16 protein-coding genes, 1 other RNA gene, 4 pseudogenes and 1 riboswitch are annotated in these 18,179 nt (G+C 63.8%); of the genes and pseudogenes, 7 read left to right on the top strand and 14 right to left on the bottom strand.

Going from position 1 to position 18,179, the window contains the following annotated elements; all coding sequences use genetic code 11:
- Positions 1-52 precede the first annotated feature (52 nt).
- The 6 genes from prfB to ssrA all read left to right on the top strand — a co-directional run bounded on the left by prfB (position 53) and on the right by ssrA (position 5,857).
- Positions 53-1,168 (top strand): peptide chain release factor 2, encoded by a 1,116-nt coding sequence (gene prfB, locus AC20117_RS00105; RefSeq protein ID WP_074701612.1) that lies wholly within the window; start codon positions 53-55, stop codon positions 1,166-1,168.
- A gap of 359 nt (positions 1,169-1,527) precedes the next feature.
- Positions 1,528-2,229, top strand: coding sequence for a cell division ATP-binding protein FtsE (ftsE, locus tag AC20117_RS00095; RefSeq protein WP_074701615.1), 702 nt, complete (start codon positions 1,528-1,530; stop codon positions 2,227-2,229).
- Entirely contained in the window at positions 2,226-3,140 is a 915-nt protein-coding gene (ftsX, locus tag AC20117_RS00090) for a permease-like cell division protein FtsX (protein WP_074701616.1), read from the top strand. The genes ftsE and ftsX overlap by 4 nt, the downstream gene beginning before the upstream one ends.
- A gap of 4 nt (positions 3,141-3,144) precedes the next feature.
- Positions 3,145-4,620, top strand: a complete 1,476-nt coding sequence (locus AC20117_RS00085) for a M23 family metallopeptidase (RefSeq protein WP_074701617.1) — start codon at positions 3,145-3,147, stop codon at positions 4,618-4,620.
- 77 nt (positions 4,621-4,697) lie between these two features.
- Entirely contained in the window at positions 4,698-5,174 is a 477-nt protein-coding gene (gene smpB / locus AC20117_RS00080; protein WP_074701619.1) for an SsrA-binding protein SmpB, read from the top strand.
- Between the two features lie 314 nt (positions 5,175-5,488).
- Positions 5,489-5,857, top strand: a transfer-messenger RNA (tmRNA) gene (ssrA, locus tag AC20117_RS00075).
- Positions 5,858-5,930: 73 nt separating this feature from the next.
- Here ssrA and AC20117_RS00070 read toward each other — a convergent pair.
- Positions 5,931-6,302, bottom strand: coding sequence for a hypothetical protein (locus AC20117_RS00070; RefSeq protein ID WP_074703327.1), 372 nt, complete (start codon positions 6,300-6,302; stop codon positions 5,931-5,933).
- 286 nt (positions 6,303-6,588) lie between these two features.
- Between AC20117_RS00070 and AC20117_RS00065 the strand changes: the two genes are divergently transcribed.
- Positions 6,589-7,338: an AfsR/SARP family transcriptional regulator gene (locus AC20117_RS00065; protein ID WP_158300417.1), complete on the top strand. Its 750-nt coding sequence runs from the start codon at positions 6,589-6,591 to the stop codon at positions 7,336-7,338.
- A gap of 10 nt (positions 7,339-7,348) precedes the next feature.
- Here the strand turns inward: AC20117_RS00065 and AC20117_RS00060 are convergent, their stop codons facing one another.
- From AC20117_RS00060 to AC20117_RS00005, 13 genes and pseudogenes are all read right to left on the bottom strand, one after another.
- Positions 7,349-8,446, bottom strand: a complete 1,098-nt coding sequence (locus tag AC20117_RS00060) for a carboxylate-amine ligase (RefSeq protein WP_074701622.1) — start codon at positions 8,444-8,446, stop codon at positions 7,349-7,351.
- 74 nt (positions 8,447-8,520) lie between these two features.
- The gene (locus tag AC20117_RS00055; RefSeq protein ID WP_335644701.1) at positions 8,521-8,907 is read right to left on the bottom strand and encodes a fluoride efflux transporter FluC; all 387 of its coding nucleotides are present in this window, start codon (positions 8,905-8,907) and stop codon (positions 8,521-8,523) included.
- The gene (locus AC20117_RS00050; RefSeq protein WP_083339809.1) at positions 8,904-9,368 is read right to left on the bottom strand and encodes a fluoride efflux transporter FluC; all 465 of its coding nucleotides are present in this window, start codon (positions 9,366-9,368) and stop codon (positions 8,904-8,906) included. The genes AC20117_RS00055 and AC20117_RS00050 overlap by 4 nt, the downstream gene beginning before the upstream one ends.
- Positions 9,365-10,096, bottom strand: a complete 732-nt coding sequence (locus AC20117_RS00045) for a metal-dependent transcriptional regulator (RefSeq protein ID WP_074701623.1) — start codon at positions 10,094-10,096, stop codon at positions 9,365-9,367. Before AC20117_RS00045 ends, AC20117_RS00050 begins: the two co-directional genes overlap by 4 nt.
- Positions 10,097-10,104: 8 nt before the next feature.
- Positions 10,105-10,998 carry a metal ABC transporter permease gene (locus AC20117_RS00040; protein WP_170837960.1) on the bottom strand — a complete coding sequence of 298 codons (894 nt, stop codon included), beginning with the start codon at positions 10,996-10,998 and terminating at the stop codon, positions 10,105-10,107.
- A pseudogene (locus AC20117_RS00035) lies at positions 10,985-11,765 on the bottom strand (metal ABC transporter ATP-binding protein). The gene AC20117_RS00040 and the pseudogene AC20117_RS00035 overlap by 14 nt, the downstream one beginning before the upstream one ends.
- Entirely contained in the window at positions 11,762-12,241 is a 480-nt protein-coding gene (locus AC20117_RS24185) for a metal ABC transporter solute-binding protein, Zn/Mn family (RefSeq protein ID WP_335644713.1), read from the bottom strand. The pseudogene AC20117_RS00035 and the gene AC20117_RS24185 overlap by 4 nt, the downstream one beginning before the upstream one ends.
- 49 nt (positions 12,242-12,290) lie before the next feature.
- Positions 12,291-12,566: pseudogene (locus tag AC20117_RS24180) on the bottom strand (metal ABC transporter solute-binding protein, Zn/Mn family); the annotation flags it as partial.
- Positions 12,567-12,752: 186 nt separating this feature from the next.
- Positions 12,753-13,518: pseudogene (locus AC20117_RS00025) on the bottom strand (class I SAM-dependent methyltransferase).
- 152 nt (positions 13,519-13,670) lie between these two features.
- On the bottom strand, positions 13,671-15,050 hold the full coding sequence (locus AC20117_RS00020; protein WP_101632489.1) for an aminotransferase class V-fold PLP-dependent enzyme: 1,380 nt from the start codon (positions 15,048-15,050) through the stop codon (positions 13,671-13,673).
- Positions 15,051-15,091: 41 nt separating this feature from the next.
- Positions 15,092-15,204, bottom strand: a riboswitch (SAM riboswitch).
- 114 nt (positions 15,205-15,318) lie between these two features.
- Positions 15,319-16,206: a histidinol-phosphatase gene (hisN, locus tag AC20117_RS00015; RefSeq protein WP_074701632.1), complete on the bottom strand. Its 888-nt coding sequence runs from the start codon at positions 16,204-16,206 to the stop codon at positions 15,319-15,321.
- Between the two features lie 68 nt (positions 16,207-16,274).
- Positions 16,275-17,378, bottom strand: coding sequence for a ribosome small subunit-dependent GTPase A (gene rsgA, locus AC20117_RS00010; RefSeq protein ID WP_074701634.1), 1,104 nt, complete (start codon positions 17,376-17,378; stop codon positions 16,275-16,277).
- A 1-nt stretch (position 17,379) separates the two neighbouring features.
- Positions 17,380-18,179: pseudogene (locus AC20117_RS00005) on the bottom strand (3-phosphoshikimate 1-carboxyvinyltransferase); the annotation flags it as partial.

The raw sequence follows: 18,179 nt of genomic DNA, 5'->3' as shown, positions 1-18,179 counted from the left end.
AAGCCGCGGGCAGCGCATCGGCGTTCCCGGCATGGCGTAGGCTTGGAGAACCATGGCTGAGATCGACTTTCCCGCAGAAATCCGCGCCCTGCGCGCCACCTATGACTCCATCGAGGCAGTGACCGATGTCGAAACCATCCGCAAGGACATCGCAGAGCTGAGCGAGCAGGCCGGCGTGCCCGATCTCTGGGACGATCCCGCCGCAGCACAGCAGATCACGTCAAAGCTCTCGCACCGCCAGTCCGATCTTGAACGGCTGGAAAAACTTGAGGCGCGGATCGACGATCTGGAGGTGCTCGTTGAGCTGGGCCAGGGTGAGGATGACGCCGACTCGATGGCGGAGGCAGCCAGCGAGCTGGCGGCATTGAAGAAAGCGCTCGCCCAGCTCGAAGTCGTCACCTTGCTCTCGGGCGAGTACGACGAGCGGGAAGCTGTTGTCACGATCCGCGCTGGCGCCGGCGGCGTTGACGCAGCCGATTTCGCGGAAATGCTCATGCGTCTGTACCTGCGCTGGGCGGAGCGCCACGGGTACCCCACGACAGTACTGGACACGTCCTATGCCGAAGAAGCAGGGCTGAAATCGGCGACCTTCGAAGTCAAGGCACCTTACGCCTTCGGTACGTTATCGGTCGAGGCCGGTACCCATCGCCTGGTACGGATCAGTCCTTTCGATAACCAAGGCCGGCGCCAGACGTCCTTTGCCGCGGTGGAGGTGATCCCGCTGATCGAGCAGACGGATTCCATTGATATTCCGGACAACGAGATCAAGGTCGACGTTTTCCGTTCTTCCGGACCGGGAGGACAGTCGGTGAACACCACGGACTCAGCCGTGCGGCTGACGCACCTTCCCACCGGCATCGTGGTTTCGATGCAGAACGAGAAATCGCAGATTCAGAACCGCGCCGCCGCGCTTCGCGTGTTGCAATCCCGGCTGCTGCTGCTGAAAAAAGAGCAGGAAAACGCGGAGAAGAAAGCCCTCGCCGGGGATGTCAAGGCATCCTGGGGTGACCAGATGCGTTCCTACGTACTGAATCCTTACCAGATGGTCAAAGACCTGCGTACCGAACACGAGGTCGGTAATACGTCTGCCGTATTCGACGGGGAGATCGATGATTTTATCGACGCCGGTATCCGCTGGCGTGCGAACACCCGCAACTCCGCGGAATAGGGCCCTGCTGGGCCGGCGGAGCCGGCCAGGAATCCAGTCGCACGCTGGGCTCAACCGGCGTTTCTGGCCGATGCCAGGGACGCGGGGTGAGATGAATCACTATACAATTGTGAGGCAAGCGAACGCCTGCGCCGTTGCCGCCGGCGTTGATTCCGTGCCTGCTGTCACGAGGAAGAATGCCACGCAGATGGGTGCATTGCCGACCACGGCTTCCTGCCACGGGCCTTGCCTGAACGACACGCCCGCTAGGGGCCTGCAGGTAAATTCCAAGGCGTACTGCATATAGTCAGTACGCCGATGATTTTTCCTTCAACCATAGGCCCGAGCCGTCGGCAGCTGTATTTGGGCACGAAGTAGTCATGATTAGATTCGACAACGTCACTAAGATTTACGACCAGAACACGCGACCCGCTCTGGACAAGGTCAGCCTTGAAGTGGACCGCGGGGATTTCGCGTTCCTGGTTGGAGCTTCGGGATCAGGGAAGTCCACCTTCATCCGGCTGGTCCTCAAGGAGGACCGGGCTACCCGTGGCTCCGTTTACGTGGCCGGCCAGAACGTCGCCAACATTCCAAGCTGGCGGGTGCCCAAGCTGCGTCGCGGTATCGGCGTTGTCTTCCAGGATTTCCGGCTGCTGCCGAATAAAACCGTTGCCGGCAACGTGGCCTTCGCCATGCAGGTAATCGGCAAGAGCCGGGCGATGATCCGCGAGACGGTTCCCGAAGTACTCAAGACGGTCGGCCTGGAAGGCAAGGACCACCGCATGCCTCATGAGCTCTCCGGCGGCGAACAGCAACGAGTGGCTATCGCCCGGGCCATCGTGAATAAGCCCGGTATCCTGCTGGCCGACGAGCCGACCGGAAACCTTGATCCCACCACCTCGATGGGCATCATGAAGGTCCTGGACCGGATCAATCAAAACGGCACCACCGTCGTCATGGCGACGCATGACAATGTGATCGTGAACGACATGCGCAAGCGAGTGATCGAACTGGTCGACGGCGTACTGGTCCGCGATGAGGCCGAAGGCATCTACGTTGGCGCCCAGGGTGATAACAAATGAGGCTCGCATTCATTCTTGGTGAAATCGGTTCCGGATTGCGCCGCAATCTTTCCATGGTCGTCTCCGTCATCCTGGTCACGTTCATCTCGCTGACGTTCGTCGGGGCTGCCGGTATGCTCCAGTTGCAGATCAACCAGATGAAGGGCTACTGGTACGACAAGGTCCAGGTCGCCGTCTTCCTCTGCGTCGATACGTCGACGGCGGCAAGCTGTGCCTCCGGGCCAGTAACCGACGAACAGCGGGCGGAAATCAAAAACACGCTTGAGTCGCCTGCTGTCGCGCAGTACGTGGACACCTACCTATACGAGTCGCAAGAGGACGCGTTGGGACACTTCCGCGACCAGTTCGCTAACTCGCCGATTGTGGATTCCGTAACGGCGGATCAGCTGCCGGAGTCCTTCCGTGTCAGCCTCGTGGACCCGGAAAAGTACGAGGTTATCAACGAGATCTTCTCCTCGTTGCCCGGCGTCGAAGTTGTTGTGGACCAGCGGGAGATCCTGGAGCGGGTCTTCAGCGTGATGAACATAGCCTCCCTCGTGGCGGTCAGTATCGCCGCCATCATGATTGTGTGCGCGATCCTGCTGATCGCGACGACCATCCGTCTCTCGGCCTTCAGCCGACGTCGTGAGACGGGCATCATGCGTCTGGTAGGAGCTTCGAAGGCGGTGATCCAGTTGCCGTTTGTGCTGGAAGGCGTCATTGCCGCTGTCATCGGCGCGCTGTTGGCTTCGGTCACGTTGTGGGCAGTGGCGCGGTTCTTTATCGGCGACTGGCTGGCACAGCAATATCCGGATACGGCCTTCATATCGGAGGGATCGGTGCTCCTGATCGCACCTGCGCTGATCCTGCTCGGTACCGTGCTGGCAGGAATTTCCTCTCTTCTTACCCTCCGACGCTATTTGAAGGTCTAGAATCATGTCTACTGAGCAGAACAACAGGTTGGGGAACCGGACAGTGAACCGTTTACACGCGGGTAGGAAGTCGTGTCTGCCGCAGGGGATTATCAGCGCCGCGCTGGCCGCCTTCCTGGCGTTTTCCCTCGGTACCGCAGGTCCCGTACAGGCGGATCAGCTGGACGATCGCAAAGAAGCGCTCGAGCAGGAAATGGCCGAAGTTGAGCATTCACTGGAATTCCTGGACGCCGACATCATAGAGACGGTAAAGCAGCTTAAGGAGTACCAGAGCCAGTTGCCCGCGGCCCAGCAGAAACTGGCAGAGGCGCAGGGACGGGTCGAGGAAGCGGCGAACAAGGTCGCGGCTCTGGCGCAGCGCGTTGACATGGCGTTGCAGACCAAGGACAACATCAATCAGCAGCTCGATGATGACAAGGAAGAGCTCGCTGAAACCCGGGAGATCATAGGGCAGATCGCCACCCAGGCCTACAAGCAAGGCGGCGTCCCGTCTAACCTGACGCTGTTCTTTGGCTCGGAGGGTGACTCTGGCCTGGCCGACACCATCGGCTTGGCAGACCAGGCCTTGCGCAGCCAGAACGCCGCCTTGAACAAGCTTTCCCAACAGAACGCTACGAACGTGAACTCGAAGGCCCGGCTCGAGGCGGTCGAGGAAGAAATCCGGGACCTCAAGCGGCAGGCCGAAGAGGCATTGGCTGCCGAGCAGACTGCCCGGGATGAGGCCGCAGCCGAGAAGGAGAAGGTGGACACGCTGATCGCGGATACCTCCGCCCTTTCGGATAAACTGCAGGCCCAGAAACCGAAGATCCAGCAGCAGCTGGCTGAGGTCGAGAAACAGCACCAGCAGGTGCAGGCCGATATCGCCGAACGGCAGGAAAGGCTGCGGCGCGAAGCCGAAGAACGCCGCAAGAAGGAAGAGGCCGAGCGCAAGGCGGCCCAAGCTGCCTGGGAGAAGGAACAGGCGCGGATCAAGGCCGCCAAGGCGGCTGCCGCGGCAGCCAACCAGCCGGTCCCGCAGATTGTTCCCACGGTCGAACCACCGCCCGCCGCGCCGAGTGAGTCGTCCTCGTTCGGTCTGGCCTCTCCGGTGTCCGGCCCGGTGACCTCCGGATACGGGTGGAGGGCAACCCCCGCCGGCACAATCGATTTTGGCGGTTCCGGCGGTTACATGCACACCGGACTGGACTATGGGTCAGCCTGCGGCACGCCGGTGCGCGCGCCTGCCAGTGGCGAAGTTTGGACGTCCGGGTGGGGCGGTGCCGCCGGAAACATGGTAGTGATCAGCCACGGCGTGGTGTCCGGCAGTGCCTTGGCCACGAACTACTTCCACCTGACGCGGTCCGCCGTGTCCGTTGGCCAGAGGGTCAGCCAAGGGGATGTTATCGGTTACGTTGGAACAACCGGCAACTCGACCGGATGCCATCTGCACTTTGAAACTATCCTGAACGGCTCGCTGGTCAACCCTATGGGCCTGCTGTAGCCAGCGGGGAGACTTGTTCCGCGCCGGTATACTGGATGTTTTCACCTAAGAGGATTTGAACCAGAAGGAGTCGCCCCGTGCCCAGGGAAAGTGGCCGGAAGGTAGTGGCCACCAATCGCAAGGCCCGGCATGACTACCACATTATGGATACCTTTGAGGCTGGCATGGCGCTCATGGGAACCGAGGTCAAATCGCTGCGCGAGGGCAGGGCGTCCCTAGTGGACGGTTTCTGCGTTTTCTACAACGATGAGCTGTATCTGGAAGCCGTCTATATCCCGGAGTATCTCAACGGCAGTTGGACAAATCACTCCGCCCGGCGGCGCCGGAAACTCTTGCTGCACCGCGAAGAGCTGAACAAGATCTCACACAAGATCCGCGAATCCGGCTTCACGATTGTTCCGCTTCAGCTTTACTTCAACGACGGCCGGGCGAAGGTCGAAATCGCAATTGCCCGCGGCAAGAAGGACTACGACAAGCGTCAGACGTTGCGTGAACAGCAGGACAAGCGTGAAGCGCTACGTGCCATGCGTGAGCGCAACCGCGGCTCTGCCTGATCAGTGCTCATCGGGAATCTCGGTGACTGACGCTTCAGCAACTCGCCCCAGACGTCGCTGGAACGCCGCATAGCCAGCCTTGGAGCTACACAGCGCTACCTTCCCCGCCGAGCCTGGCCGACCAGCCTTTGGCCAGCATGAGAAGCTCCCGGCCTCGGCGCGGTGTCCGCAGTTTCGCCGGCCAGCCTAAATAGAGCGTAAATCTGCCCGTGCCCGAGGGCTATAAAACATCAGGGGACTCTGGGAATACATTCGCAGAAGTTGTGGTTACAATAGATAGTCCGGTGTGAACCACCGGTTTGGTAACTCAATATGGGGATGACAGGTTTCGACGATGTTAGTCGCGCCAGGGGAAGCGGGCCGAGGATGCAGGGCTATCTCGTTAACGCTCTCTGCAAAAAATAACTGCTGAATCCAAACAGCACGACTTCGCTCTCGCTGCCTAAGCAGCGGGCATAGTCCGTCAGTCCGGGTACGCTCTCGCCCCGGTTTCTGGCGTCATTTAGAGGGCCACTGCTGGACACTTTCGCCGTTGGGGTGTCCGGGACTTTTAGACGGCTGGGCCCGGGTCAGCCACTTGTTTGCATGATGGCTGGGGCCGAGAAATCCCGAAGCAAACTGCGCCCGGAGAAGTCCTGGCAACGCAACATCGGACGGGGGTTCAATTCCCCCCATCTCCACCAACGCAAACAGGCCGGAGGCATAACGCTTCCGGCCTGTTTGTCGCTTAAGCATGCTGACGGCTGCGGGACAGCGTCAGGAACCTTCTACAGGATCCTCGACTATGCCGATGAAGCGGCTGCCCACACCATCGAATTCGCTCCGGCGCATGCCGACCCCGGGTTCGGGCAGCTCTTGTGGATCGTGGAATTCGCAGATGACATAAGTGAACTGAGGCCACCACTTCTTTGGCCGGGCTGTCTCGGAAAAGCCGCAGACATAACACCGCAATTCAACCCAGACCGGCCTCTTGCCTGTGCGGTTGGCTCGGGACTGCAGGAGCCACTGCGGCGGATTAGCTACAATCTCGGCGAGGTCCTCCTCGCAGAGCCGCGAAGGTATGCCGTGCCGTCGGGCCATCTCGAGCGGAATGTCAAGGGCTAGGGCTGCATCTCGTCTGGTAATCATCGTCATCAACAATAGGCCAACATCGCGACCAGCGCGGAGTCGGAACAAACTGGAAGAATTCTGCTGGCGTCCCAGTAGGGCCCGATGCGCCAGCAGCCACGACCATCCCCTGGGTCTTAGCTTTCTCCTGGACCTTGAGCTTTCCTGAGACCGTTTGCTCGATTCATTGACACTGCCGCGCGCATTAGCGATCCTGAAGATTCCAAGCGGTGGGGCCCGCGAGGGGAGCCGGGGCCGGAGAGTCCGGCTGGCTCTGTGGGGAGTTACTGTGGGGATCACTGCGGCTATGGCTACCGATCGACCTTGGGATTTACAACTTGTGGGGGGCTGGCAACTGCATCGCGGGGGTAACCCTGTGAAAGTTGCTTTGCGCCAGCAACGCCTTATTGCGGCCTTGGCTCTGTATGGCAGGCAGTCCCGAACTTTTTTGGCCGGATTGCTGTGGCCGGACAGCTCGGAGCATCAGGCGGCGGGCAGTCTTCGGGAGAGTGTCTTCCTGGTTAATCGGACGTTGCCTCAGCTCCTGTCATCGACGCAGGATCCGGTGGACTTGGACGAGCACGTCAGCGTTGATGTCCGCGAGATCAAGGTGCAGGCAGCCCGGCTGGAGGAACATGCCAATCCCGGCCTCCAGCAGAGCCTGCTGGAGGCGGTGCAGGACGCCGAATTGTTGCCGGGCTGGTACGAAGACTGGGTTATCTCCGAACAGGAGAGGTGGCAGCGCCTGCGCCTGTCGGTGCTTGAGCGGCTGGCCAAGCAGTTTCTGCTGCTGGGAAGGATCGATCCGGCGATGGAAGCTGCGCGCGCTGCGACGACCATAGAGCCTCTACGCGAGAGTGCACAACGGTTACTGCTCCAGTGCTACCTGGCGGAGGGAAACAATGCGGAAGCGCTGCGGGCTTACCAGTCCTTCCGGATCAGGCTGCGCCAGGAATTCGGTGTTGCCCCCTCGCCAATCATTTCGGACTTGATCAGTTCGCTCCTGGAAGGGTCGGATGGCGAGCAGCAACTGGGGCGGAGCGGAGGCCGCGGATAGCCCGTGACGCTCAGGGCTCGGCGGTCAGCGAGCCAGCGTAGAGATCCATTAGCGCCGGCATTCCGCCAGCTGCCATGACGCGCCGTTGCCGTTCCGCTCCGATGCCGTCGGTCCATAAGCGTTCCAGGGAAGCGTCTACCCACTCAGCGTCGCCGGCTTCCTCAAGGGCTGGCCGGATGCGGCGAACCAGCAAGTTGACCACATCGCGGGCGGGCAGGAGGAGTCCGGAGAACGGGTCGATCAGCTTATCGGCCAGCCCTTGCCGTCCGGCTTGCCAGACTGCCGCATCGAGGAGTTCGGCGTCGAGGTCGGGAAACTCTTTGCCGGCCTCCGCTTCGGCGAGGGCTGTGACGACCAGTCCGCGGATCAGCGCGGCGATGAGGACTGCGTCCTGGGCTTCCAGCTGCACATCGGCCGCGCGCACTTCCAATGTGGGGTAGCGGTCGGACAGGCGCGCCAGCCAGGTGAGGACGCCCCGGTCGATGACAACGCCGGTGTCCACCAGCCGCTGGATCCGCCGCTCGTAGTCGGCAGCATCAGCGAACAGCGGGGGACAGCCTTGGACTGGCCAACGGCGGTAGTGCACAATCCGCCAGCTGGCAAACCCGCTGTCGCGGTCCAACCAGAATGGCGAATTCGAGCTCAGCGCCACGATGACCGGCAACCAGGGCCGGATCCGGTTCAAGGCCTGCACGCCCGACTCCTTGTCGGGGACTGAAACATGTACGTGCTGGCCGTTGACGAACTGGTCGGCGACAATCCCTTTGGCGCTGGCTTTTAAGTCGTGGTAACGCTGCTTGTCCGTCACCTCCGGGTAGTCTTCGTGGATCCGTGCTGCCGTGCCGGTCGCGGCCGCGCGGACGCCCGCCTTCCGTGCAGCGGTGTCCAGCTGGCGGCGGAAATTCAGCAACGATTCCTCGGCCTCGGTCAGTGTGGAGCAAACGGCCGTGGCGGTTTCGATCTGGCAATTGAGCAGCTCCCGCTGGATATCCCCGCGGGCCACCTGCAGGGACTCCAGGTTCTGGGCCACCTTGTCTGCGACCGCCTCGGGCAATCCCGTGGCCGGATTGAGCAGCAGGTACTCTTCCTCAATTCCCAGCGATGCCATTAAGCGCCCTTCCCTAGCCTGAAGCGGACAAACTTGAGCTTACCCAAATTATCAGTGTGCTGATGACAGCGCTCTCATCCGAGCAGCAGCAGACCCAGCGCTGCCGCTCCCAGGCCGAGCGCAAGATTGGCCGCAAGATTGACGACGGCGGCAACAAGCCGCCGTTCTGCCCACAGTCGGACGGTGGCAACCGTCCAGGAGCTGAACGTCGTCAGGCCGCCAGCCAGTCCCGTCGCCAGCGCCGTACTCCATGGCTCCGTCAGCGAACTCTGCACGGTCAATGAATAGCCCAGCCCGATGATGAACGAGCCGGCTACGTTGACCAGCAAGGTTGACCAGGGCCAGGCCGCGCGCGCGGTCCTGGAGGCACCGGCCCGGCTGAACATGGTATCCGCGGCGAACCTCACCAGCGCCCCTACCATGCCGAAGACACCCACCAGCAACGCGGCCAGAGCGGTCACGACTGTCCGGCCGTTGAGCCGACCGTGCGCCTCACGAGCACTTGGCCGAGCACCAAGCCGGCCACGGCCGCGGCCAGCCCGGCGGCGAGGGACAATACCAGATACGCGAGCCAAACCTCATGGCGGCCGGCAGCGGCAAGCTGCTCGATGGCGATGGTGACGGCCGAAAACGTCGTGAAGGAACCTAAGAGGCCGGGGCCAAGGCCGGCGTGGAGCCACGCCGGAGCCTCCGGTCGTTCCGTCCAGAAGGCGGTGACTATCCCCAGCAGGAGGCTACCTACGACATTGATCCCCAGCGTGGTCAACGGAAGAACGCCGGTGGCTTCGGGAATGAGCAGCCCCAGGCCGTAACGCGCCTCGGTGCCGAGCAGCCCGCCGACGGCCACAGCTGTCCAGACGGTGGCGGGCGGCAGCGGAGGTTTTTCCGGCCGCCCAAGGTGCGCAGCCGGCGTCGTTCTCATGTGGTGAGGGCGCAGCCAGCGTGGGGTTTGTCACTGAAGACCCACAGCGCCGAGGCCGCCTCAATACCCAGATCCAGCTCCCGGTTTCGCCCAGCGGTACCGACGCGGACTACCAGGGGGCCGCCGAAAGGCTTGTGGCCGATGACCTCCACGTGGTCATCCAAGCCGATGTCCTCGGCGCTGAGGAACCTCAGGAGTTCGGGATTCGCGTCGCTGATGCGCGTGATCCGGCCCGTATGGCCCGCATCCAGGCTGGCGAGTTGATGTGCCTGCGGAATGTTTACGGCGCCGTGTGCATCCGGAATCGGATCGCCGTGCGGGTCCCGGTCGGGATAGCCGAGCTTGGCGGACAGCCGTTCGATGAAAGTGTCCGAAACGGTGTGTTCGAGCAGTTCGGCCTCGTCGTGGACCTCGTCCCAGGCATAGTCGAGTTCCTGGACCAGGAAGGTCTCCAGCAGCCGGTGCCGGCGAACCATGGCCAGAGCAAGCCGGCGGCCCTCGTCACTCAGCTCCACGGCGCTGTACGGTTCGTGGATGGCGAGCCCAAGCTCGACGAGCTTGCGCACCATTTCAGACACGGAGGAGTTGGCGACGCCCAGCCTGTTGGCCAGCTGGGACGAGCTGATCGGCTCATCCTGCCACTCGGTGAAGGAGTAGATCACCTTGACGTAGTCCTGGACACTGGCGGAGCCGCTGCTAAGGGCGGGACTGTGCTTGTTCGGAGGCATCTTGTTCTCTAGACGGACGTGGGGATGCTCGGCTGTTCGGAGACCCGGCGCCTGGCGCTGCGCCGCCGCTGCCATTGCCAGACTACCCCGTTGCGCCGGGAGAACAGGTAGACGGCGACGAAGACCACGGACTGGGCCAGGACCACCGAGGCGCCGGTGGAAATGTCCAAGTAGTAGCTGGCGTAGATGCCGGCAAGCGCGGCCGATGCCGTTATCGACGCCGCGATCAGCAGCATGGTGTCGAAGCGGCGGGTCAACAGGAATGCCGTGGCGCCGGGCGTGATCAGCATGGCCACCATCAGGATAATGCCTACCGCTTGCAGGCCCACCACAACGGTCAGGGCCAGCAGCCCCAGCATCAGGGCGGAAAGCCAGCGCGTGTTCAGCCCGATGGCGTGGGCATGGATCCGGTCGAACGCCAGCAGCGTCAGGTCACGCCGCTTGTAGAGCAGCACGGCCAGTGTGATCGCGCCCAGCACAAGTACCTGGAGCAGTTCCGCGGTATTTACCCCGAGGACGTTGCCGAACAGGATGTGTTGCAGATCCGTTTGGCTCGGAGTCTTGGAAATGATGGCCAGGCCGAGGGCAAAAAGGCCGGTAAAAACGACGCCGATGGCCGTGTCAGCTTTGAGTTTCGTGGTGGACCGGACGGCGCCGATCAGCGCTACGGCACCGGCACCGAAGATGAAGGCGCCCAGCGAGAACGGCAGGCCGACAATGTACGCCAGCGCCACGCCGGGCAGCACTGCATGGGATACCGCGTCGCCCATGAGGGACCAGCCCATCAGGATCAGCCAGCAGGACAGTACGGCTGAGACCACGGCCGCCGCCAGCGTCACCAGCAGCGCGCGGGTCAAGAAGCCGTACTGCAGCGGCTCCAGCACCCAATTAATGACGTCCATGATGCGCTCCTTCCTGGGCGGTGGCCAGGGCTGTACCGAAGGCCCGTGCGAGGTTCTCGTTGGTCAGGACCGCTTCGGGTTTGCCATGCGCAAGCACCCGCTGGTGGAGCAGGATGGCTTCGTCGCAGAGCTGGGGGATGCCGGCCAGGTCATGGGTCGAGACCAGCACGGTCCGGCCTTCGTTCCGCAGTTCCTTGAACAGGCTGATCAGGGCCCCCTCGGAGCCCTTGTCCACTCCGGCGAACGGCTCATCGAGCAACAGCAGCCCGGCATCTTGGGCGATTCCCCGCGCCACGAAGGCCCGCTTCCGCTGACCACCCGAGAGCTCGCCGATCTGCCGGTGCTGGAGCTCCGACAGTCCCACGCGTTCCAGTGCTGCCGCCACGGCCTCCCGATCGGCACGGTGCGCGCGGCGGGCCGGTCCCAGCCGGCCATAGCGGCCCATCATGACGACGTCGCGGACGGACACGGGAAACGTCCAGTCCACATCCTCGGACTGCGGAACGTAGGAGACGACGTTGAGCTTCCGTGCGTCCTTGGGCTCGACGCCGAAAAGCCGTACGTTGCCGTTGGTCGGCTGGACCAGGCCCATGAGGGACTTGAACAGCGTGGACTTGCCGGACCCATTGACGCCGATCAGCCCGCAAATAGTCTGCGGCCGGACGGTCAGCGTGACGCCCGTCGAGGGCTATGACCTCGTTGTACGCCACGTGCAGCGACCTCACGGTTATGGCCTCAGCGCCGGTGGGAAGTTCATGCACACTCATGAGGCGAGTCCTTCTTTGATCAGGGCGATGTCGTGCCGGATAAGGTCCAGATGGCTCGGTACCGGGCCGTCGGGACCGGACAGCGAATCGACGTAGAGCGGGGTGACGAGTTCGGCGCCGGTCGCGGCGGCAACCTGTTCCATCGCGCCGGGATTTACCGTGGATTCGCAGAACACAGCCGGAACCTGGTTCTGCTGCACAAAGGCGATGGTGTCTTTGATCTGCCGGGGGGTACCTTCGGCGTCGGAGTTCACCGGCCACAGGAAAGCTTCCTTCAGACCGGCGTCCCTCGCTAGATAGGAGAAAGCGCCCTCGCAGGTCACCAGGGCGGCAACGGCGTCGCTGTCCTGGAAGGCGTCCTTCAGTTCCTGCATGACACCGTCCAGTTGGTCCTTGTAGTGTTCGCCGTTGGCATGGAAGTCCGCGGCATGCGCCGGATCCAGCTCGCTCAGGGGCGACGACGGTGTTGTCGACATAGACCTTGGCGGCCTCCGGCGACATCCAGGCATGCGGATTGGGCTTGCCCTCGTAGTTCCCGGAGCGGATATCCACGGGGTCGATTCCTTCCGACAGGACTGCATGCGGGGCCGGTACCGCCGTCACAAACCGGGCGAACCAACGCTCCAGGCCCAGCCCGTTGTCGAGAATCAGGTCCGCATCCTGGGCGCCGACCAGATCCGAAGGAGTGGGCTGGTAGCCGTGGATCTCCGCGCCCACCTTGGTGATTGATTCCACCCGCACATGCTCACCGGCCACTTGACGCACCAGATCTGCAAGCACCGTGAACGTGGTCAGCACCATGGGGCGCTCGTCGGACGGCTTCGGGGCGGCAGCCGAACCGTTGCCCACAGGACCGCAGGCCGTCAGCATGCTCATTAAGATGACGGCCAGCATGGACCCCAGTTTTTTCCGGCATGCCTAAATTTATCTCAAAGGGGCGCCGGAATAATAGGGCGCGGCAAAAAATTTCTGCAGAAGACCTCGAACTTAGCGGTGCGCCTTCATCGCGCGCCAAGTCAGGGTCAGGTAGGGGAGCTGGATGACCTCTTCCCGGTCATGGCCCAGATGTTCATGCAGGTACCAGTCCAGATTGGCCAGGACTTTTGTGCGCGTCTGTTCGCTCGCCCGCAGGTAGTAGCTGCGCGACTTGACCAGTTCCAGCAAGTCGGCGGGCGTCAGTGGATCGGCCCAATGGGTTTCGTGGCCCTCATGCCGGATAAATTCAGGACCGATGAAGGGGCGGAAGTCCGGCCTGTAAACGTCACCGGCATGCATGATCCTCGAGAGCCGGTGGACCCAGGGAATGGAGACATCGAGCTGGTTCCAGATCAAGCCCAGCGTTCCTCCGGGCCTCAGGATCCGGGCAGCCTCCGCGCTCGCCGCCGCCTGATCCACCCAGTGCCAGGCCTGTGCCACGGTCACCAGATCGACGGCGTCATTGTCGATGCCGGTATGTTCGGCCGTCCCCAGTACGATCCGGGCTGCGGGGTAGTTGATTGCCAGTTGCTCCAGCATGTCGGCCGACGGATCCACGGCGGTCACCCGCAGCCCGCGGGCCAGCAGCGCCGCCGTATATTTTCCGGTACCGGCGCCTACATCCCGCGGCGTCCCGTGCCGACGGCGGCACCAGCCAATCGACGGCGTCATCGGGGTAGCCGGGACGGACCCGGTCATAATGCGCGCCACCCTGCTGGAAGCTGCTGCCGAACTCCCGGCGCCGTTCGTCGTCCATCCGGGGTCCGCCGCGAACCACTGCCACACTCCTCGTGCACCCTCTGCCCTCTGGCTGGGGCCTCTCCTTGACCTGTCATTGACGCCGCCAGCCGCCCGTGCCCACTGCACAGGCGGCTTCGCAAACGACGGGTCAATTAGATCATGCTCCATCCGGCGTGCAGGGATACGTTCCTAGCCCAAGGAGCACGGCGCCGCCCCGGCGGTTCCCGGCGTCGCCGGGTGCCACTCGGGGAAGGCCCGTGTTTCCACCGCTGGCACCCAGCGTCCGCTCTCGACGACATAGTCGTGGCGCAGGCCGTCGCGGACCAGCGCTGCCACTCCGTCCGCGAGCCGGGCCGCGTCTTCCAAGCGGGACCCCAGCCCGAAGCTGGCACGCAGCGCACCGGACGGCAGCCCGAGGCGGTTGAGCAAGGGATGGGCGCAGAACTTGCCGTCCCGCACGCCGACGCCGTGTTCTGCCGAGAGATACGCGGCGACGAGGCCCGCGTCGTATCCAGCCACCGAGAAATTAACGACGCCGATGGCATCCAGCGGGGTGGCCTCGCCGCTGAAAATCCGGTGCACGGTGACCGAGTCCACCGCCTCCAGCCGCTCGATGAGATACCCACGCAGCACGGACTCATGCTGCTGCCACGCTTCCTCATCCAGTTGCGCGATGTGCTCGGCGGCCCGGGCCAGGGTGGCCGCACCGAGCACATTGGGCGAGCCAGCCTCATGCCGGGCCGGCCCCGTAGTCCAGACCACGCCGTCCAGCCGGACCTGTTTCACCGCGCCGCCGCCAGCCAGATGCGGTGTGCCGGAATCGAGCCAGTCGGCCCGCCCGATGATCGCTCCCGCGCCGAACGGGGCATAGAGCTTGTGCCCGGAGAGGACTACGTAGTCAATGTTGTCCCGGGCAATGTCGAGGCGCCGGTGCGGGGCGAGCTGGGCCGCATCCACCACTACCCGGGCCCCATACCGGTGGGCAAGCCGCGCGGTTTCGGCGATCGGGAATATCTCGCCGGTAACGTTCGACGCGCCGGTGATGGCAACGAGAGCCACCTGGCCACCGGCCAACTCGGCCTCGATGGCTTCGAGGGTGGCGGCAATACTTGGCCGGGCCACCACGCTGCGGTGCGGTACCGCCTGCCAGGGCAGCAGGTTGGCGTGGTGTTCGATGTCCAGGTACAGCACTTCGCCGCCGGCCGGAATGCAGCCGGCCAGCAGGTTCAGGGAGTCGGTGGTGTTGCGGGTGAAGATGACAAGGTCATCGGTCCGCCCGCCGACAAAAGAACGCAGGACGTTGCGTGAATGCTCGTAGACGGAGGTGGAGACCTGGGATGCGTAGCCGGCACCGCGGTGGACGCTCGCGTAGTAGGGGAGCAGCTGCTCCAGATAGGCGGTGACGGAAGCCAGCGCGGGTGCCGACGCGGCGTAGTCCAGATTGGCATAGCGTATGGCGCCGCCGTCCAGCAGGGGAGCGGCGAGTTCTGCCCCGGTAACTTCCTGGAACGGTTGTTCCGCAGCCAGCAGTTCGGGGGACAGGGCGGAGTCGATAACGGTGGTGCTCATATGACCTCATCTGGTGAGGGACCCGTGCCAATGGCAGAGCGGATCCGCGCTTGCCGAACCAGTCAGGAACGGCCAGGTCGTCACCCGGGGCACCCCGCCGCGTGAGGAGGGTTGCCGGCCAGCTAACCGGGGTTTAGCGCTGGCACTCGTGACCTGCCATCGAGATTATTGTCCGGCCGGAGGGGCCGCATCTTTGTTACGGGAACGAAAAGGCGGCCATCCCCGGAATGGGGACGGCCGCCGTCGTAATTCGTCACAAAAGACAGCGTCAGCGCAGGCCGTCCGCCTCCATGGAGGCCTCCGGAGCGGTTTCCGGCAGGGACCCGTCCTCCGGGTGTGCGGCCGGACGCTGGCCGCGCAACTGCGGATTGAGCCGGTAGAGGACCTCGTCGTGCAGCGTGCCGTTCGTGGCCAACGCGTTGCCGCCGAAGGGTCCGTCCTCGCCCTCGAGCGAACTGAACCGTCCGCCGGCCTCGGTCACGATCGGCACGAGGGCCGCCATGTCATAGAGGTTGAGTTCGGGTTCGCAGGCAATGTCGACGGCGCCCTCGGCCACCATGCAGTAGGACCAGAAGTCCCCGTAGGCACGGGTGCGCCAGACGGATTCGGTGAGGCCGAGGAACTCCGGGAAGTTGCCGCGTTCCTGCCAGCCGGTGAGGCTGGAATAGGAGAGGGACGCGTCCTCGAGCCGGTTGACATCGGATACCCGGAGCCGGGTGGCCGCGGACAGCGAACGTCCCATGTAGGCACCGGTTCCGGTCGCGGCCCACCAGCGCTTGCCCAGAGCCGGCGCGCTGACCAGGCCGACCACGGGACGGTCTTCGTCTACCAGCGCGATCAAGGTGGCCCAGACCGGCACCCCGCGGACGAAGTTCTTCGTGCCGTCGATGGGATCGATGATCCAGCGGCGGGAGCCGTGGCCGCTGCTGCCGTATTCCTCGCCGAGGACCGCGTCGCGCGGCCGGGCCCGGGAGAGTTGGCCGCGGATGGCCTCTTCAGCGGCGCGGTCCGCATCCGTGACAGGGGTGAGATCCGGCTTGGTCTCGATTTTCAGGTCCAGCGCCTTGAAGCGGGCCATGGTCTGCGAATCCACGGAATCGGCCATCACATGGGCCAGGCGCAGATCGTCGTTATAGCTTTGAACGTCACGGGTCATAGGCTTCAACTTATCCTTATTTGGCGGCCGGATGCGGGATGTGAAGTCCCTGACCGACGACGGCGGTGCTACTGGAACCCGAGTTCCTTCGCCTGGGCGCGTTCTTCCGTTCCCAGCAAACGGCGCAGCGAGGCCAGCCGTGCCGGGCCGGATTCGCCGGCCTGCCCGGAGGCCACCCAGGCGTCCACGCCGCAGTTGACGGCATGGTCGTCGTGCTTGCAGCCCCGCTCGCAGTCCGCCGTCCCGGGCTCCAAATCGGGAAAAGCGGAAATGATCCGGTCCGGGTCCACGTGGGCCAGTCCAAAAGAACGGATGCCGGGCGTGTCGATGATCCAGCTGCCAGCCGGAGCGTCGGCCAGCTTCAGGGCCAGCGCCGAGGAGGAGGTATGCCGGCCCCGCCCGGTCACCGCGTTGACTCCCCCCGTGGCGCGCTCCGCCCCCGTGAGGGCATTGACCATGGTGGACTTGCCCACGCCCGAATGGCCGAGCATGACGCTGACCATCCCATCCAGATAGCCACGGAGCGCCGCTACGGCGTCACGGTCGAGACGGGCAGACAGCCCGTCGGCGGACCGTGCATCCACCCCGGAGCCCTCCGTGCCGGCCGTCCGGCTGACGATCACGGGCAGGTCCAGGTGCCGGTAGTTGGAGAGCAGTTCTTCGGGATCCTTGACGTCCGCTTTGGTGACGCACAGCAGCGGGCTGATACCGGCGTCGTACGCCGCTACCAAGGCGCGGTCGATGAAACCGGTGCGCGGCTCGGGGTTTGCGGCGGCCACGACGATGACCAGCTGGTCTGCATTGGCGACGACTACCCGCTCCACGGGATCTGTATCGTCGGCGCTGCGGCGCAACAGCGTCCGGCGTTCCTCAATCCGGACCAGCCGGGCCAACGTATCCGGCTCACCGGTAATGTCACCGACGAGCGCTACGAAGTCGCCGGCCACCACCGGACTGCGACGAAGCTCCCGGGCACGGGCGGCGACAACCACCCGTTCCCGGGCAGTGTCTTCATCGACGACCGCGGTGTAGCGGCCGCGGTCCACGGTGATGATCCGCCCGATGACGGCGTCTTCGTGGGCAGGCCGTTCCTTGGTACGCGGACGCGAGCCGCGCTTGTTGGGACGGATGCGGACATCGGACTCGTCCCACGTACGGTTGCCGCGCACCACCTTAGAGCGCTCCCGCCTCGGACTGGCGGACGGAAGTCTCGAACAGGTCCTGCCATAGCCGCGGGAACTCGGGCATGGTCTTGGCCGTGGTGCCGATGTCTTCGACTTCCACGCCCTCGACTGCCAGCCCGATAATGGCTCCGGCGGTGGCCATCCTGTGGTCCTCATATGAATGGAAGACCCCGCCATGCAGTGGCCTCGGACGGATGATCAACCCGTCTTCGGTTTCTTCGGCGTCGCCACCCAAGGCATTGATTTCCGCGACCAGAGCCGCCAGCCGGTCTGTTTCGTGTCCCCGCAAGTGGGCAATTCCGGTGAGCCTGGATTCGCTGCCGGCCAGGGCACAGAGCGCCGCCGTGGTGGGGGCAAGTTCGCTGGTGTCGGCGAGCTGCGCCCCGGTGATCTCTGCCCCGCCGGTTACGGTGAGGGTGCCGTTCTCGTAGCTGACAGTGGCGCCGAGTTGCGCCAGGATGCTGCGCCATTTGTCACCTACCTGCGTGGTTTTCTCCGGCCAGCCTGGGATCCGAACCGTTCCCTTCGTGGCCAGGGCTGCCGCGAGGAAGGGGCCGGCATTGGAAAGGTCCTGTTCGACGGTGACGTCGAAGGCCTTGACCGGTCCGGGCCGGACCACCAGTGGTTCTGCCGGGAATCGTCTACCTCCACCCCGACGCTGCGCAGTACCGCCACGGTCATGGCAACGTGGTCCAGGCTGGGGACGCTCTGGCCGGAATGTTCGAGGTGCAGCCCGTTACGGAATTTGGCGCCGACCAGCAGCAGCGCTGAGACGAACTGGGAGGAGGC

The organism is Arthrobacter crystallopoietes (assembly GCF_002849715.1).
Classification (GTDB): Bacteria; Actinomycetota; Actinomycetes; order Actinomycetales; family Micrococcaceae; genus Crystallibacter; species Crystallibacter crystallopoietes.
Note: the sequence above shows the minus strand (reverse complement) of the source record. Positions and strands in the feature narration are given on the sequence as shown.

Coding starts and splice junctions, on each gene's coding strand:
- AC20117_RS00040 (WP_170837960.1), bottom strand. CDS start 10,998: ATGGACGTCATTAATTGGGTGCTGGAGCCGCTGCAGTACGGCTTCTTG.
- AC20117_RS00070 (WP_074703327.1), bottom strand. CDS start 6,302: ATGATTACCAGACGAGATGCAGCCCTAGCCCTTGACATTCCGCTCGAG.
- prfB (WP_074701612.1), top strand. CDS start 53: ATGGCTGAGATCGACTTTCCCGCAGAAATCCGCGCCCTGCGCGCCACC.
- AC20117_RS00085 (WP_074701617.1), top strand. CDS start 3,145: ATGTCTACTGAGCAGAACAACAGGTTGGGGAACCGGACAGTGAACCGT.
- ftsX (WP_074701616.1), top strand. CDS start 2,226: ATGAGGCTCGCATTCATTCTTGGTGAAATCGGTTCCGGATTGCGCCGC.
- AC20117_RS00065 (WP_158300417.1), top strand. CDS start 6,589: ATGGCTACCGATCGACCTTGGGATTTACAACTTGTGGGGGGCTGGCAA.
- AC20117_RS00045 (WP_074701623.1), bottom strand. CDS start 10,096: ATGCCTCCGAACAAGCACAGTCCCGCCCTTAGCAGCGGCTCCGCCAGT.
- hisN (WP_074701632.1), bottom strand. CDS start 16,206: ATGACCCGTGACGTTCAAAGCTATAACGACGATCTGCGCCTGGCCCAT.
- AC20117_RS24185 (WP_335644713.1), bottom strand. CDS start 12,241: ATGTCGACAACACCGTCGTCGCCCCTGAGCGAGCTGGATCCGGCGCAT.
- AC20117_RS00050 (WP_083339809.1), bottom strand. CDS start 9,368: ATGAGAACGACGCCGGCTGCGCACCTTGGGCGGCCGGAAAAACCTCCG.
- AC20117_RS00060 (WP_074701622.1), bottom strand. CDS start 8,446: ATGGCATCGCTGGGAATTGAGGAAGAGTACCTGCTGCTCAATCCGGCC.
- AC20117_RS00020 (WP_101632489.1), bottom strand. CDS start 15,050: ATGAGCACCACCGTTATCGACTCCGCCCTGTCCCCCGAACTGCTGGCT.
- ftsE (WP_074701615.1), top strand. CDS start 1,528: ATGATTAGATTCGACAACGTCACTAAGATTTACGACCAGAACACGCGA.